We start from the raw sequence: 13,699 nt of genomic DNA, 5'->3' as shown, positions 1-13,699 counted from the left end.
ATAATTTAGTTTACTTTTCAATGATAATACTTTTTTTGTAGGCTTTTATTAATTTTTTCACAAAACTATTCCAAGCTTCAAAATCTTCTTTTTCAATGCGAAGCGTGTTTATGTAAATGGTTTTATGCTGAATAATTTCACCTTCTTTTTCTTCGTAAGAAATACTGAAACCGTAGGCTTTTCCGTCATATTTGATCGGTTTCGGAATCGAAGTTACTTTGTAACCTTCTGGAATGACAAACGTAGTAGTATATTCTTTTTGAAACTTATGATCGATTTTTTTAGCATATTTACGCTTTACAATATCTATCTTTTGCTTTGATAATGCACGGTCGATGTTGAGGTTTAAAATAGTCTTTGAACCAATGGTTTTTGCGTAGCTTTCAATCAACAAATCGAAAGAAAGTGTCAATGTTTTATATTTTGATTCTAATGGAGAAACCTTAATATTTTGATACTTCGATTTGTTATTTCCTAAAGCTAAGGTTGTATTTAAAAACTCTTCTTCTGTGTTGTCTTTTTTCTTGTACAAATAGTCTGTGACAAAATCTACTTTTTCATAACCTGTTAATACACGTTCTTCTGAAGCGTTAATGTTTCCGTCATTAAATGTAATTTTTGTATTGACTATAGCTTTACTTTTATTTGAAGCTTGCTCAGGAACTTTCTTTAAAATGAATTTTTCAGGAGAAATTCCAATCAAAGCTTCTTTCGTTTGTGTAAATGAACTTGGCATTCCAAAATTCACATAGCTATCGGTTCCATCAATAAAAATAGTGTCTTTATCAATTACAGTAGCAGTAATCATATGATTGTCAACCATAGGAGTTGGCACTTCATCATACAAATATGGACGATCGCGCGTTCCAATCCAAGTTCTATACGAAGGAATTCCCACATGATTCAACATGACATACAGTAAATTTGCCATGTCTTTACAATCGCCATAGCGGTTATTGCAAACACTTGCTGCGCCACGAGGAATAAATCCACCTAAACCATCTTCAAATGCGACATAGGTAATATTCTCCTGAACCCAATTGTAGATTGCTTCAGCTTTTTCACGATCTGTGGTATATTTTTTAGCAATATCTTCAGCAATTTTATAGACTTTCTGTAAATCTTTTTCATCTACTTGTTTAGCAAGAGAAGCATACCAACTATACAAATCATCTACATTATTTAATATAGGAATTGTTTTTCCTCGTTCTGTATAATTTTTAATATGTAAAATAATATGTGGCAAATGGTACAATGCTGCTTCAGAATTTTCTTCACCAGAAAATTTAGCAACATTCTCTGTAGTCCATGTGTAAATAGTACTATTCTTTGTTTCTTCTTTGTTGAAGTTTACAGTGATATTTTCAGTGTGAAACTCTCTATATCCAATTTCTACATTCTTTGGAAACTCAATGCGTAACACGGCTTTTTTAGTTGGTGCGTATGTTCCAAATCGGAATAATCCTAAAAAATGAGGTTCAGAAATTACTTCTTTATATTTCAAATCTGTAATCGCACCTTTTGTTACAGCTGGAAACGTAAAGTTTTTTGTTTGTTGGTCGCTATAAAAAATTCCATCATCAAATTCATGTTTGGTTTCTATATAATCAACTTCCAATGTTTTTCCTGTAGCAGGTAAATATGTGGTCGCTTCAATATCTTTAAGTTGTGTAAAACTATCAAAACGTAATGTTTCATTTGCGAAATACAATTTATTTGCAGTCAAATATTCTGCTTTTTCGTGAATGCTTTTTACGATATTAAAAGCTCCTTTTTTTAGATTGATCTTAATATCTTCAGTACGTTCTAAAAAATGGAAATCTTCTTTTGAACCATTCTGCGCTAAGCAAATAGAAGTCATAAAAAAGAGAAACAATACAGGGAATTTCAGATATGATGTTGTCATAAATTACAATTTAAAATCAATGTGGAGAAACTTACTAAAAACACAAACAATACTTCTCAAAAAATATTGTGTGGAAAATGTAAGAACGAACCACTAAAATACTAAAAACAACGGAAGAAATCAGCGATTTTTCCAAGCTTATTTTTAAATTTACACAACAACATTTACAAAAATGATTCCAACTTTTAAAAATATACATACAAAGTTCAAATTAAATGGTACTTACTTTGATAGAGAAGCACTAAAAGAAGTTGCCTACAGCTTTGTGAAAGAAGGAAAACCATATGAACAAACGTTGGGAAATTTCCTGATGGATTGGTTGGATGATAAAACCTATGTAATTGTGTATACTTCAGGTTCTACGGGGAAACCAAAGTCAATTCGTTTAGATAAACAAGCCATGATACATTCCGCATTAGCGACAGGTGATTTTTTCGGAATCGAACCAGGGAATACTGCTTTGCAATGTTTGCCTTCAAATTTTATTGCAGGAAAAATGATGTTAGTACGAGCTATGGTTTTAGGTTTATCACTTGATTTGATAGCACCAACTTCAAATCCTTTGAAAAATCACTATAAACACTATGATTTTTGTGCGATGGTACCTTTGCAAGTAGAAAATTCACTTGAACAATTATCTCAAATTAAAACATTGATTGTTGGCGGCGCACCAGCTTCTTCAGCTCTAATAGCGAGTTTACAATCAATTTCAACTAAGATATTTGCGACCTATGGAATGACGGAAACCATCACGCATATTGCTGCGAAACCATTAAATCATTTGCCAAAAGAAAAAATAGCCTATTATCAGACCTTACCAAATATTCAAATTGATACTGACAGTCGAAATTGTTTAGTGATTCATGCGCCAAGAATTACTGATGAAAAAATTATCACCAATGATGTGGTAGAAATGATTTCTAAAACGGAGTTCAATTGGTTAGGAAGGTTTGACAATGTAATTAATAGTGGTGGTATCAAACTTCATCCAGAACAAATAGAGGAGAAGTTGAGTTCATTGATCAATTCAAGATATTTTATTGCTGCAACAGACGACGAACAATTAGGAAAAAAGTTAGTATTACTCATTGAAGACATCGAAGAAACTATTGATGTTTCTCAAATGATGGAAACCATTAAAAAATCTGAAAAATTCACCAAATTCGAAATCCCCAAAACCATCTACACAGTAAAGAATTTTACAGAAACCAATACCGGAAAAGTACAACGTTTGCAGACGTTGGTTTCGCTTGGTGTTTGAAAGTTTCTAAGTTTAGAATGTTTTTATTTACTATTTTGAGTTGCACAGCACTCGATAGCTTTATTGAGCGCAGTCGAAATATATTCTTTCCTCATTTTATTCCATAAAATCACTCGAAGAGACGGTTTTTGATTTGGAGTTTTTTAGTTTCTAAGAGTTTGATAATTAAATATTTATATTTTAAAGTTGCCCAAGCCGTCAGTTCGAGTGACAAATCTATGATTTGTTGTATCGAGAACGGCTGGGAAACTTACAGTAAGTCTAAATACAAATTTGTTTCACAAATTCACTCGATCAGATATTAGCGTATCAATTTCGATACTAACTTTCAACATTGGTACCTTTATAATTTAAAATTTAGCATTTTACATTTAAAATTTCATTCCCTCATTCAAAACATCACTTTACTCAATGTTCATTTTTTAGCAACAGAATCCGTAGTAGTTTCGTTAAGAACTTTAAAAAAGAATACGATGAAAAAACTACTCATACTATTGATGCTTATGGTAAGCAGCCAAGCATGGACAAAGCAAATTGAAGTTTCAGGAACAATTACTGACGAAACAGGAATGCCATTGCCAGGCGCAAGTGTATTGGTAAAAGGTACTACAATTGGAACAACGACAGATTTTGATGGAAACTATAAAATTTCAGCAGAGAAAGGAAAAGTATTAGTTGTTTCTTATGTAGGTTGCAAAACCGAAGAAGTAAAAATCACAAAATCAATCATCAATGTTCAGCTGAAAGTAGGAGAGGCTTTAGAAGCGGTAACAGTTGTTGCTTATGGAGGCACCGTAAATTCTTCTAAAATGAGTTGTGCTATAAGCACTGTACATAGTTCACATGTTGAGAATCGTGAATCTTATAAACGAATTAATGAAAATAGTTTCAAAAGAACTGCATTAGCACCATTGTCTACTTTTTCAATTGATGTAGACAGAGCTGCGTATAGTAACATTCGTAGAATGATTAACAACGGACAAGAAGTTCCAGAAGATGCTGTGAAAATTGAAGAAATGATCAATTATTTTGAATATGATTATGCACAGCCAAAAGACAAGCATCCTATGGTAATTCATACAGAATTAGGCGTGACACCATGGAATGAAGATACAAAATTGCTAAAAATTGCTTTGAAAGGGAAAGAAATTCCACTAGAAGAAATTCCGCCATCGAACTTCACTTTTTTGATTGATGTTTCAGGTTCGATGTTTGCTCAAAATAAATTACCACTATTAAAATCGGCTTTTACTTTAATGGTCAATAGAATGCGTCCAGAAGATAAAGTAGCTATTGTAGTATACGCTGGAGCTGCAGGAATGGTGTTAGAACCAACTTCGGGAAATAGCAAGCAAAAAATATTAGATGCTTTAAACAATTTACAAGCTGGTGGATCAACGGCTGGTGGTGCAGGAATTGAGTTGGCATATAAAATTGCTACAGAAAACTTTATCAAAAACGGAAACAATCGTGTAATTATGGCGACAGATGGCGATTTTAATGTAGGCGCTACCAGTGAAGTTGCGATAGAAACACTTATTGAGCAAAAACGTGAAACAGGTGTATACTTATCTGTATTAGGTTTTGGAATGGGGAATTATCAGGACGATCGTTTAGAATTATTGGCTGATAAAGGAAATGGAAATCATGCATACGTTGATACCATGCAAGAAGCACACAAGATTTTCGGAAAAGAATTTGGCGGAACTTTATATACAATTGCTAAAGATGTAAAATTTCAATTAGAATTTAATCCGCATACGGTAAAAGGATATCGCTTAATTGGGTATGAAAATAGATTGTTAAATGATGAAGATTTCAAAGATGATTTAAAAGATGCTGGAGAATTAGGTGCAGGACATACCGTGACTGCTTTATATGAAATCATTCCTGTTGGAGTAGATACAAAATATTTAAAAGACGTTGATAATTTAAAGTATACCACATTAAATGTAAGTAGACAATCATGTTCAGATGACTTGCTTACGGTAAAATTACGTTACAAGAAGCCTAACAGAAGCAGAAGTATTCAGTTAAAAACAGTTGTAAAAGATGAGGTAGTAGCAAATGTTTCTAACGATTTCAATTTTACGGCAGCAGTTGCATTATTTGGAATGGAATTAAGAGATTCAGAGTTCGCAAACAATGCAGGATTGAATGATATAATTGCCTTAGCAGAATCTGGTAGAGGAGAAGATAAAAGTGGTTATAGAGCCGAATTTATCAGACTGGTACAAGCTACCGCTACTAAGTAATTAAGACATTTCACTCATCAATATGAAGTGTTTACTCAAAATAGGTTTCAGAATCTAAATTATGAACGTACTTTTAATATAGAATAAACGAAAGGTTGGTTGTTTAGTTGTTTATGAAAAACCTAGTAAAATTCATACTTATTAGGTTTTTCTTTTTCTGTTAAAAAATTCATAAAAAATATATAGAATGGCATAGAGTTTGTGACAATTATAAAAGCAAATCTTTGCTTTCAAAACGAAATAAAGATTAGGTTATTTTAGGTTTTTTAGGGAGAAAAGGTCTGGTAATTAGTTTACTAGGCCTTTTCTTATATATGAGAGTTTTATCATGCTTAAGTTGCTTAATTTTGAAATATAATGCTTTCAAAGTTCAGTTTGAGGTTTTTTAAGATACTTACATCATTAAAAAACGATCTGGAATACAAAGTTTTAAGTTTTAAAACGATTTTAAATACTAAATAAATACATCTTTATCTAAACAGGAAAAACATTATTTATTAGAAAAAATACAGGTAAATACATATCTTAGTATGCAACCAAAATGATTGTTTATTTTTCATATTAATTCTATTTAAATGTCGCATCCACTTAGACAACATATTGAAGAAATAATTAGCTTAACAGATGAAGAATTTGATTTTGTATTGAGTCACTTTACCGCAGTCAAAAAAAGAAAACATCAATATATAGTTCAAGAAGGTGAAATTGTAAACAAAGAATTTTGGATTGTAAAAGGATGTTTGAAAAGTTATTTCATCGATTTAAACGGAAAAGAACATATTCTTCAATTTGGAATGGAAAATTGGTGGATTACCGATTATGAATCGTTTGTAAAACAAATTGAATCCAAAACATCTATTGATTGTATTGAAGATAGTGAGTTGTTGTATATAACATATGAAAATAGAGAGAAATTGACAGTAGCAATGCACAAAATGGAACGTTTTTGGGCAAAAAAAAGTAAATTTGGTCGAATTGCACTTCAAAACAGAATTCTATCCTTATTACAAAATTCTTCCAAAGAACGATACGAATTACTACTAAAACAATATCCAAAGCTTTTTCAACGCGTTCCTAAAAAAATGATCGCAGCATACTTAGGTGTTTCAAGAGAAACGCTTAGTAGGTTAGATTCTTAACTTTTCAATTCTTTTTTAGTTCTTAATGTGATCTATATCACTTTAAAGAAGTGACAAACCTCCTTCCTAACATTTCTTCCAAATCGCACCTTTGTAAGGCAATTAATTAAACAAAAAAATTATGCCATACATTAATATTAAAGTTACAGACGAAAACGTAACAAAAGAGGAAAAACGTCTATTAATAGAAGGTGCAACACAACTTATGGTAGACATTCTAAACAAAGATCCCTATACAACACATGTTGTCATAGAGGAAATTCCAATGGGAAATTGGGGTCACGATGGAAAACAATATTTAGGAACTAAAAAATCAAAAAATGAACAGTAAAACAGTAATTATCACAGGAGCATCCACAGGAATTGGAAAAGAAATAACAAACCATTTCCTTAAACATGGAAGCAATGTTGTGATGAATTCTTCCAACAGAGAAAATTTAGAAAAAGCTTATAACGAACTTGGCGGACCTAAAAACGCAACATATTTAGTTGGAGACATCGGTAAGCAAGAAACAAGTCAGAAACTTGTACAATTGGCTTTAGATACATTTGGTAGTATAGATGTATTGATCAACAATGCAGGAATATTTTCGCCGAAACCTTTTTTGGAAGTGAATGAGCAAGAATTAGATCGTTTTTGGAAAGTAAACCTAAAAGGAACCTATTTTATGTCACAAGCAGTAATTCCACACATGATTCAACAAGAAAATGGTGCTATCATTAATATTGGGACTGTTTTGGTAGAACATGCCATTGATGGATTTCCTGCGACAGCTCCACTAACCAGCAAAGGTGCTATTCATTCCTTAACGAGACAGTTGGCAGCAGAATTTGGTAAAAACAATATCAAAGTAAATACCATAGCGCCAGGAATCATAAGAAGTCCGTTGCAAAGTAAAATTGGAGTAGAAGATGCTGATAGTTTAGCAGGATTACATTTACTAAATAGAATCGGTGAAGCAAATGAAATTGCAGAAGCAGCTTATTATTTAGCTACTTCAAACTTTATTACCGGAGAAACCATAAATGTAGCTGGTGGACATACAGTTGGACACGCTATTTAAAAAAGACAGATATGTATACAACAAATCATAAAAAAATAGAACGCTTAATCACGAACTACTTTGATGGTATTTTTGAAGGAGATTCAGGCAAACTAGAAGCGTGTTTCCATAAAAACGCATACATCTATGGAGATATAAAAGGCGTAGATTATTTGAAAAGTATCAAAGAATATATAGATGGTGTCAAGAATCGAAAGAGTCCAAAGGAACTCAACGAAACTTTTACAATGAAAACTATCGGAATAGATATTATGGGGAAAATAGCCATGGTGAAGTTGCAAGTTCCGATGTTGGGATATAACTATTACGATTACCTATCGTTGACAGAAATTGATAACGAATGGAAAATTGTAAATAAGATCTTTACACACGTAGCATAGGAGAGAGCAAGTCATAAAAAAACGGTTTAGATTCATATCTAAACCGTTTTTTTATATCTAAAAGCGTTAGCAATCTAAAAGTAAAACGTTCTAACAGCGATAGCGCGTCTAGCAATCTGAAAGCGAAGCTGTTTCTAATTACACTTGAATCACACCTAAATTAAAAGGTTTCTCAATTGGAGCTTGATTTGCTGCTTCAATTCCCATAGAAATCCAAGTTCGTGTATCTAATGGATTAATGATGGCATCTGTCCACAAACGAGCAGCAGCATAATATGGAGAAATTTGTTTATCATAACGAGATTTAATCTTGTTGAATAATTCCTCTTCTTTTTCCTTTGTAATTTCTTCTCCTTGTTTCTTCAACGAAGCAGTTTCAATCTGTAACAATACTTTTGCTGCAGAATTTCCACTCATTACGGCTAGTTCAGCACTTGGCCATGCAGCAATCAATCGTGGATCATAGGCTTTTCCGCACATAGCGTAATTTCCTGCTCCATAAGAGTTTCCAACAACAATCGTAAACTTAGGAACCACACTATTACTCACAGCATTTACCATTTTGGCACCATCTTTAATAATACCGCCATGTTCAGATTTACTTCCAACCATAAATCCGGTTACATCTTGTAAAAATACTAACGGAATCTTCTTCTGATTACAATTTGCTATAAATCGTGTTGCCTTATCGGCAGAATCAGAATAAATCACACCACCAAACTGCATTTCACCTTTCTTAGTTTTTACGAGCTTTCGCTGATTGGCAACAATTCCTACTGCCCAACCGTCAATTCTAGCGTAAGCAGTAATAATACTTTGTCCGTAACCTTCTTTATATTCATCAAACTCCGAATTATCTACAATTCGTTTGATGATTTCTTTCATATCATACTGTTCATGACGTGCTTTTGGAAGAATTCCAAAAATATCCTCTGGATTTTCCTTAGGTTTCTCAGCTTTCACACGGTTGTAACCTGTTGGTGTATAATCGCCAATCTTACCTACAATATTCTGTATGGTTGTCAAAGCATCTTTATCGTCTTTCGACTTATAATCTGTCACACCAGAAATTTCACAATGTGTAGTAGCTCCACCTAAAGTTTCATTATCAATACTTTCACCAATAGCCGCTTTTACCAAATAACTTCCCGCAAGGAAAATACTTCCTGTTTTATCTACAATCAAGGCTTCATCACTCATAATAGGTAAATACGCTCCACCAGCAACACAACTTCCCATCACAGCAGCAATTTGGGTAATTCCCATGCTGCTCATAACGGCATTGTTTCTAAAAATACGTCCAAAATGTTCCTTATCAGGAAAAATTTCGTCTTGCATTGGTAAATACACACCAGCGCTATCTACTAGATAAATGATAGGTAATCTATTTTCAATAGAAATCTCCTGAGCACGTAAATTCTTTTTTGCTGTAATTGGAAACCAAGCACCAGCTTTTACCGTGGCATCATTGGCAACAACAATACACTGTTTTCCTTGTACATATCCAATCTTTACCACAACACCGCCAGAAGGACAACCTCCATGTTCTGAATACATTTCATCACCGACAAAAGCTCCAATCTCTATAGCTGGTTTATTGTCATCTAACAGAAAATCAATACGTTCACGCGCAGTCATTTTTCCTTTGCTATGAAGTTTATCAATACGTTTTTGTCCGCCGCCTAAACTCACTTTTGCTAAGCGATGACGTAATTCTGATACTAAAAGTTTATTGTGATCTTCGTTCTTATTGAAGTTAATGTCCATTGTTGTAAAATTTTCCTGCGCTAAAATACGAAACAAATACCGCTATTAAAAGAATGAAAGTTTGAAAGTTTTCTTAAAAAGGTTTAAATTAAATTACATGGAATTAATTTCCTTGGAAAATAAAAATAAATTATGTAGCTTTGTACAGAATTTAAAAACTAACAAACATGAAAACTCAAAAAATAATTTATTACATCGCTACAGGATTACTATCTTTATTAATGTTATTTTCTGCGGGAATGTATTTTTTTAACAATGCAGAAATTGTAAAAGCATTTACTAGCTTCGGATATCCTACGTATATTATTTATCCATTGGCAATCGCTAAAGTTTTAGGAGTTATTGCTATTTGGCAAAATAAATCGCAAGCATTAAAAGAATGGGCATATGCAGGTTTTTTCTTTGACTTAATCTTAGCTTTCTTTGCACATTATATGATTAGCGATGGCGAACAAGGAGCTTCTATTATAGGAACGATATTCTTAATAGCATCATATTATTTCAGTAAAAAAATAGCAAACAACTAATAAAAAACATAAAAAATTATACACATGAAAACAATAATAGCCTTTGCAGGAAGCGACAGTAAAACATCTATCAATAAAAAATTAGCAGCATACGCAGCAAGTTTGGTAGCAGATGCAGAAGTAAAAGTATTAGATTTAAACGATTACGAACTACCATTATACGGAATTGACAAAGAAAGTGAAATCGGAATTCCAGAGAACGCACACAAATTCTTAAAAGAAATTCAAAATTCAGACGGAATTGTATTATCATTAGCGGAACATAACGGAGCATACGCAGCAGTATTTAAAAACATATTCGATTGGATGTCTCGCATTGATGGAAAGTTATGGTCAGACAAACCAATGTTATTGATGGCAACATCACCAGGTGGTCGCGGTGGACAAACAGTTTTAGACATTGCCAAAGGAAGATTCCCATACATGGGCGGAAATATTGTCGCAGACTTTTCATTACCATCATTTGGAGATAATTTTTCTGAAAACGGAATCAAAGATGCTGCATTAGCTGAAAAATTAGCAGAAGCTACATTTGTACTATCAAAAGCAATTTTTGAATAACAACTTTTGTATCTTATACATAGTTTAAAGTCAATACTGTAAAATCTAATGGAACTACACAGAACAATCAAACATAGATAAAGTAGGTTTCAGAAGATAATTTAAAAACAAAATAACGCATGGGAGACATTGCAAAAGACATACAATCAACATTTCCATCTGAAAGAGTGAAAGCATTTATAAACATAAAGTATACTGCAAATTGGATTGTAAGTTTAGAAAATGAATTTTTTAAACCTTATGGAATCTCACCACAACAATTCAATATTCTCAGAATATTGAGAGGAGCAGGAAAAGCAATCAAAGTGCAAGAAATCAAAGACAGAATGATTGAAAGAGCACCAAATGCTACACGATTGATGGACAAACTATGCAGCAAAAATCTCATAGAACGTATTCGTTGTCCAGAAGATAGGAGAGTTGTTCATATTGCAATCACCGATAGTGGATTGAACTTATTGACAGAAATTGACAAAATAGGAGAAAAACGAAACATTCTCGATAAACTAACGGAAGAAGAAGCCAAACAATTAAGTGATCTTTTAGATAAAGTCCGTTAGATATAAAATAAAGACTATTTACAAGGTTTTGAAACGTCATTCTGAACTTGATTCAGAATCTCATCATACTATTTTTTAGTTATTTATGAGACACCAAATCAAATTCAGTTTGACACAATGTAATTTTTTAAATAGTCTATTTTTAAACACTTTTATTTTCCATGGAAAATAAATTAAATACACTTAAAAAAAGAAAGCATAGAAAACATGAAAACACGAAGAAGCATAGCATACAAAGGAACAAGTGACTATGTAAATATGGGCGGAAACTTAATTCGTCAACCGTTACCAACACAAGAACTCGATCAAGTAGATCCATTCTTGCTATTACATCATTACAAATATGATGTCGGGCCATACAGTCCAGGATTATCACTATCACCGCATCCACATCGCGGATTTGAGCCAGTAACGTTTCTTTTCAAAGGAGAACAATTACACAGAGATTCACTTGGCAATGAAGGTGTTTTAAAAGCTGGTGACGTACAATGGATGACATCTGGAAGCGGAATCATTCATGACGAAGGTCCAACCAAAGACTTTGTGGGAACCATGGAAGGAATTCAACTTTGGGTAAATCTTCCCAAAAAGTTCAAAATGACAACGCCAAAATACCAAGATGTAAGGGCAGAAAATATGCCTATAATTCCTGTAGATAAAGGAAACGGAAACATCAAAGTAGTTACTGGAGAACTCAACGGACAACAAGGACCTGCAAGTACATTTACAGAAATCAATGCGTTCATTGCCAATTTAGAAGCTGAAGATCAAATCACAATTCCAATTCCGTCACATCATCAGCTATTAGTATATCTATTGGAAGGTGAAACTCGCATCAATGACGAACACACGCTAAAACTAGGAAAACTACAAATGCTTACGTTCAACAAAGATGGTGAGACAATCATGCTACAAGCAAACAAAAACAGCACACTTTTAATACTTTCTGGAGAGCCAATAGCGGAAAAAGTTACTTCATGGGGACCATATGTAATGAACACACAAACGGAAATCATGGAAGCTTTACGTGACTATCAACAAGGAAAAATGGGACACTTATACTAAATATGAGGTTTTAGTAATGAGTATTGAGAAGTATTTTAAAATCTAATCAATAAAATGTTATTGGGCGTAACTCCCGAGAAAATCGGGAGTCGCGCTTTCGAGAGTCGCTCTCACAATTTAGAAATAAGCGAGTTCACTGAGCGGAGTCGAAGTGAGGAGCTTCAACAAATCTCTCAATCGCTTACGCGAAGTTAGAATTGAGATTTTAGCATTTAGAATTGAGACGTTTCTCATAAACAAATCAACAAATCGACGAAATAACAAAAAACGAAAAGGAGTTGAAAAGTTTATAAGTTTAAGTTTTGATTTAGAAAGTAATATAAACACACAACACACAACAAAGAAAAACACAATGAAAACAATATATCACAAAGCAAACACAAGAGGAAAAGCAGATCATGGATGGCTCAAAAGTTATCATAGTTTCAGCTTTGCAAGCTTTCACAATCCTGAACGAATGGGATTTGGACAACTCCGAGTCTTAAATGACGACATAGTACAGCCAAAAATGGGCTTCGGAACGCATCCACACCAAAACATGGAAATCATTTCCATTCCGTTAAGTGGTGCATTATCACATAAAGATAGTATGGACAATAAACGCGCAATTACGGTTGGTGAAGTACAAGTCATGTCGGCAGGAACTGGTCTACAACACTCAGAATTCAATGACAGTCGTACTGATGAGGTGAATTTTTTACAACTATGGATTCAACCACAAGAATTAGGTGTTGAACCACGTTACGAACAAAAAGAATTTGATCAAAGCAAACGACATAACAACTTCCAAACAGTCGTTGCTCCAAAAAGCAATGTAATTGATGATGCCTTGTGGATTCATCAACAAGCCTATATTTCATTAGGAAACTTTACGGCGTCACAAACCGTAGATTTTCAACTCAATAATGCTTCACACGGAATCTATATCTTCTTATTGGAAGGAGAAATTGAAGTTGGAGATCAAACACTTTCTACCAGAGATGCACTAGGTGTTTGGGAAACCGAAAATGTAGACATCAACATCAAAAACGATTCAAAAATCTTAGTCATAGAAGTTCCTATGAACTAAACAGAAAGTGAATCGAAACAAAGAGGTTAAATAAAAGTAAAAAGTAGCTCTAAGTTTAGCCCAATTCAGAATCACATCATATTGATTTTCAATATTTTTGAACAACCAAATGAAGCTAGATTTCATGTTATCTTTACTTTTATTC

The 13,699-nt window shown here is 33.2% G+C and carries 13 protein-coding genes; 11 read left to right on the top strand and 2 right to left on the bottom strand.

Annotated features, from left to right (window positions below; translation table 11 throughout):
- Nucleotides 1-10: 10 nt before the first annotated feature.
- Nucleotides 11-1,906 carry a DUF3857 domain-containing transglutaminase family protein gene (locus tag ACOQOS_RS06060; RefSeq protein ID WP_420574077.1) on the bottom strand — a complete coding sequence of 632 codons (1,896 nt, stop codon included), beginning with the start codon at nt 1,904-1,906 and terminating at the stop codon, nt 11-13.
- 172 nt (nt 1,907-2,078) lie between these two features.
- On the opposite strand from ACOQOS_RS06060, the gene ACOQOS_RS06055 reads away from it, so the two are divergent.
- The 6 genes from ACOQOS_RS06055 to ACOQOS_RS06030 all read left to right on the top strand — a co-directional run bounded on the left by ACOQOS_RS06055 (nt 2,079) and on the right by ACOQOS_RS06030 (nt 8,005).
- Nucleotides 2,079-3,167, top strand: coding sequence for an AMP-binding protein (locus ACOQOS_RS06055; protein ID WP_420574076.1), 1,089 nt, complete (start codon nt 2,079-2,081; stop codon nt 3,165-3,167).
- A 473-nt stretch (nt 3,168-3,640) separates the two neighbouring features.
- Nucleotides 3,641-5,422: a YfbK domain-containing protein gene (locus ACOQOS_RS06050; RefSeq protein ID WP_420574075.1), complete on the top strand. Its 1,782-nt coding sequence runs from the start codon at nt 3,641-3,643 to the stop codon at nt 5,420-5,422.
- A 575-nt stretch (nt 5,423-5,997) separates the two neighbouring features.
- Complete coding sequence (locus ACOQOS_RS06045) at nt 5,998-6,561, top strand: Crp/Fnr family transcriptional regulator (RefSeq protein ID WP_420574074.1); 564 nt, start codon at nt 5,998-6,000, stop codon at nt 6,559-6,561.
- Nucleotides 6,562-6,682: 121 nt separating this feature from the next.
- Entirely contained in the window at nt 6,683-6,892 is a 210-nt protein-coding gene (locus ACOQOS_RS06040; RefSeq protein WP_420574073.1) for a tautomerase family protein, read from the top strand.
- On the top strand, nt 6,882-7,625 hold the full coding sequence (locus ACOQOS_RS06035) for an SDR family NAD(P)-dependent oxidoreductase (RefSeq protein WP_420574072.1): 744 nt from the start codon (nt 6,882-6,884) through the stop codon (nt 7,623-7,625). The genes ACOQOS_RS06040 and ACOQOS_RS06035 overlap by 11 nt, the downstream gene beginning before the upstream one ends.
- Before the next feature lie 11 nt (nt 7,626-7,636).
- Complete coding sequence (locus tag ACOQOS_RS06030) at nt 7,637-8,005, top strand: nuclear transport factor 2 family protein (RefSeq protein WP_420574071.1); 369 nt, start codon at nt 7,637-7,639, stop codon at nt 8,003-8,005.
- Between the two features lie 138 nt (nt 8,006-8,143).
- Here the strand turns inward: ACOQOS_RS06030 and ACOQOS_RS06025 are convergent, their stop codons facing one another.
- Nucleotides 8,144-9,772 (bottom strand): acyl-CoA carboxylase subunit beta, encoded by a 1,629-nt coding sequence (locus ACOQOS_RS06025; protein WP_420574070.1) that lies wholly within the window; start codon nt 9,770-9,772, stop codon nt 8,144-8,146.
- Between the two features lie 167 nt (nt 9,773-9,939).
- Between ACOQOS_RS06025 and ACOQOS_RS06020 the strand changes: the two genes are divergently transcribed.
- The 5 genes from ACOQOS_RS06020 (at nt 9,940) to ACOQOS_RS06000 (ending at nt 13,554) form a co-directional block, all read left to right on the top strand.
- The gene (locus ACOQOS_RS06020; protein ID WP_420574069.1) at nt 9,940-10,299 is read left to right on the top strand and encodes a DoxX family protein; all 360 of its coding nucleotides are present in this window, start codon (nt 9,940-9,942) and stop codon (nt 10,297-10,299) included.
- A gap of 24 nt (nt 10,300-10,323) precedes the next feature.
- Complete coding sequence (locus ACOQOS_RS06015) at nt 10,324-10,860, top strand: NADPH-dependent FMN reductase (RefSeq protein WP_420574068.1); 537 nt, start codon at nt 10,324-10,326, stop codon at nt 10,858-10,860.
- A gap of 119 nt (nt 10,861-10,979) precedes the next feature.
- The gene (locus tag ACOQOS_RS06010) at nt 10,980-11,420 is read left to right on the top strand and encodes a MarR family winged helix-turn-helix transcriptional regulator (protein WP_420574067.1); all 441 of its coding nucleotides are present in this window, start codon (nt 10,980-10,982) and stop codon (nt 11,418-11,420) included.
- 207 nt (nt 11,421-11,627) lie between these two features.
- On the top strand, nt 11,628-12,485 hold the full coding sequence (locus ACOQOS_RS06005) for a pirin family protein (RefSeq protein ID WP_420574066.1): 858 nt from the start codon (nt 11,628-11,630) through the stop codon (nt 12,483-12,485).
- Nucleotides 12,486-12,837: 352 nt separating this feature from the next.
- Nucleotides 12,838-13,554 carry a pirin family protein gene (locus ACOQOS_RS06000; protein WP_420574065.1) on the top strand — a complete coding sequence of 239 codons (717 nt, stop codon included), beginning with the start codon at nt 12,838-12,840 and terminating at the stop codon, nt 13,552-13,554.
- The last annotated feature ends 145 nt before the right edge of the window (nt 13,555-13,699 follow it).

Source organism: Kordia sp., from assembly GCF_965224175.1.
Classification (GTDB): Bacteria; Bacteroidota; Bacteroidia; order Flavobacteriales; family Flavobacteriaceae; genus Kordia.
Note: the sequence above shows the minus strand (reverse complement) of the source record. Positions and strands in the feature narration are given on the sequence as shown.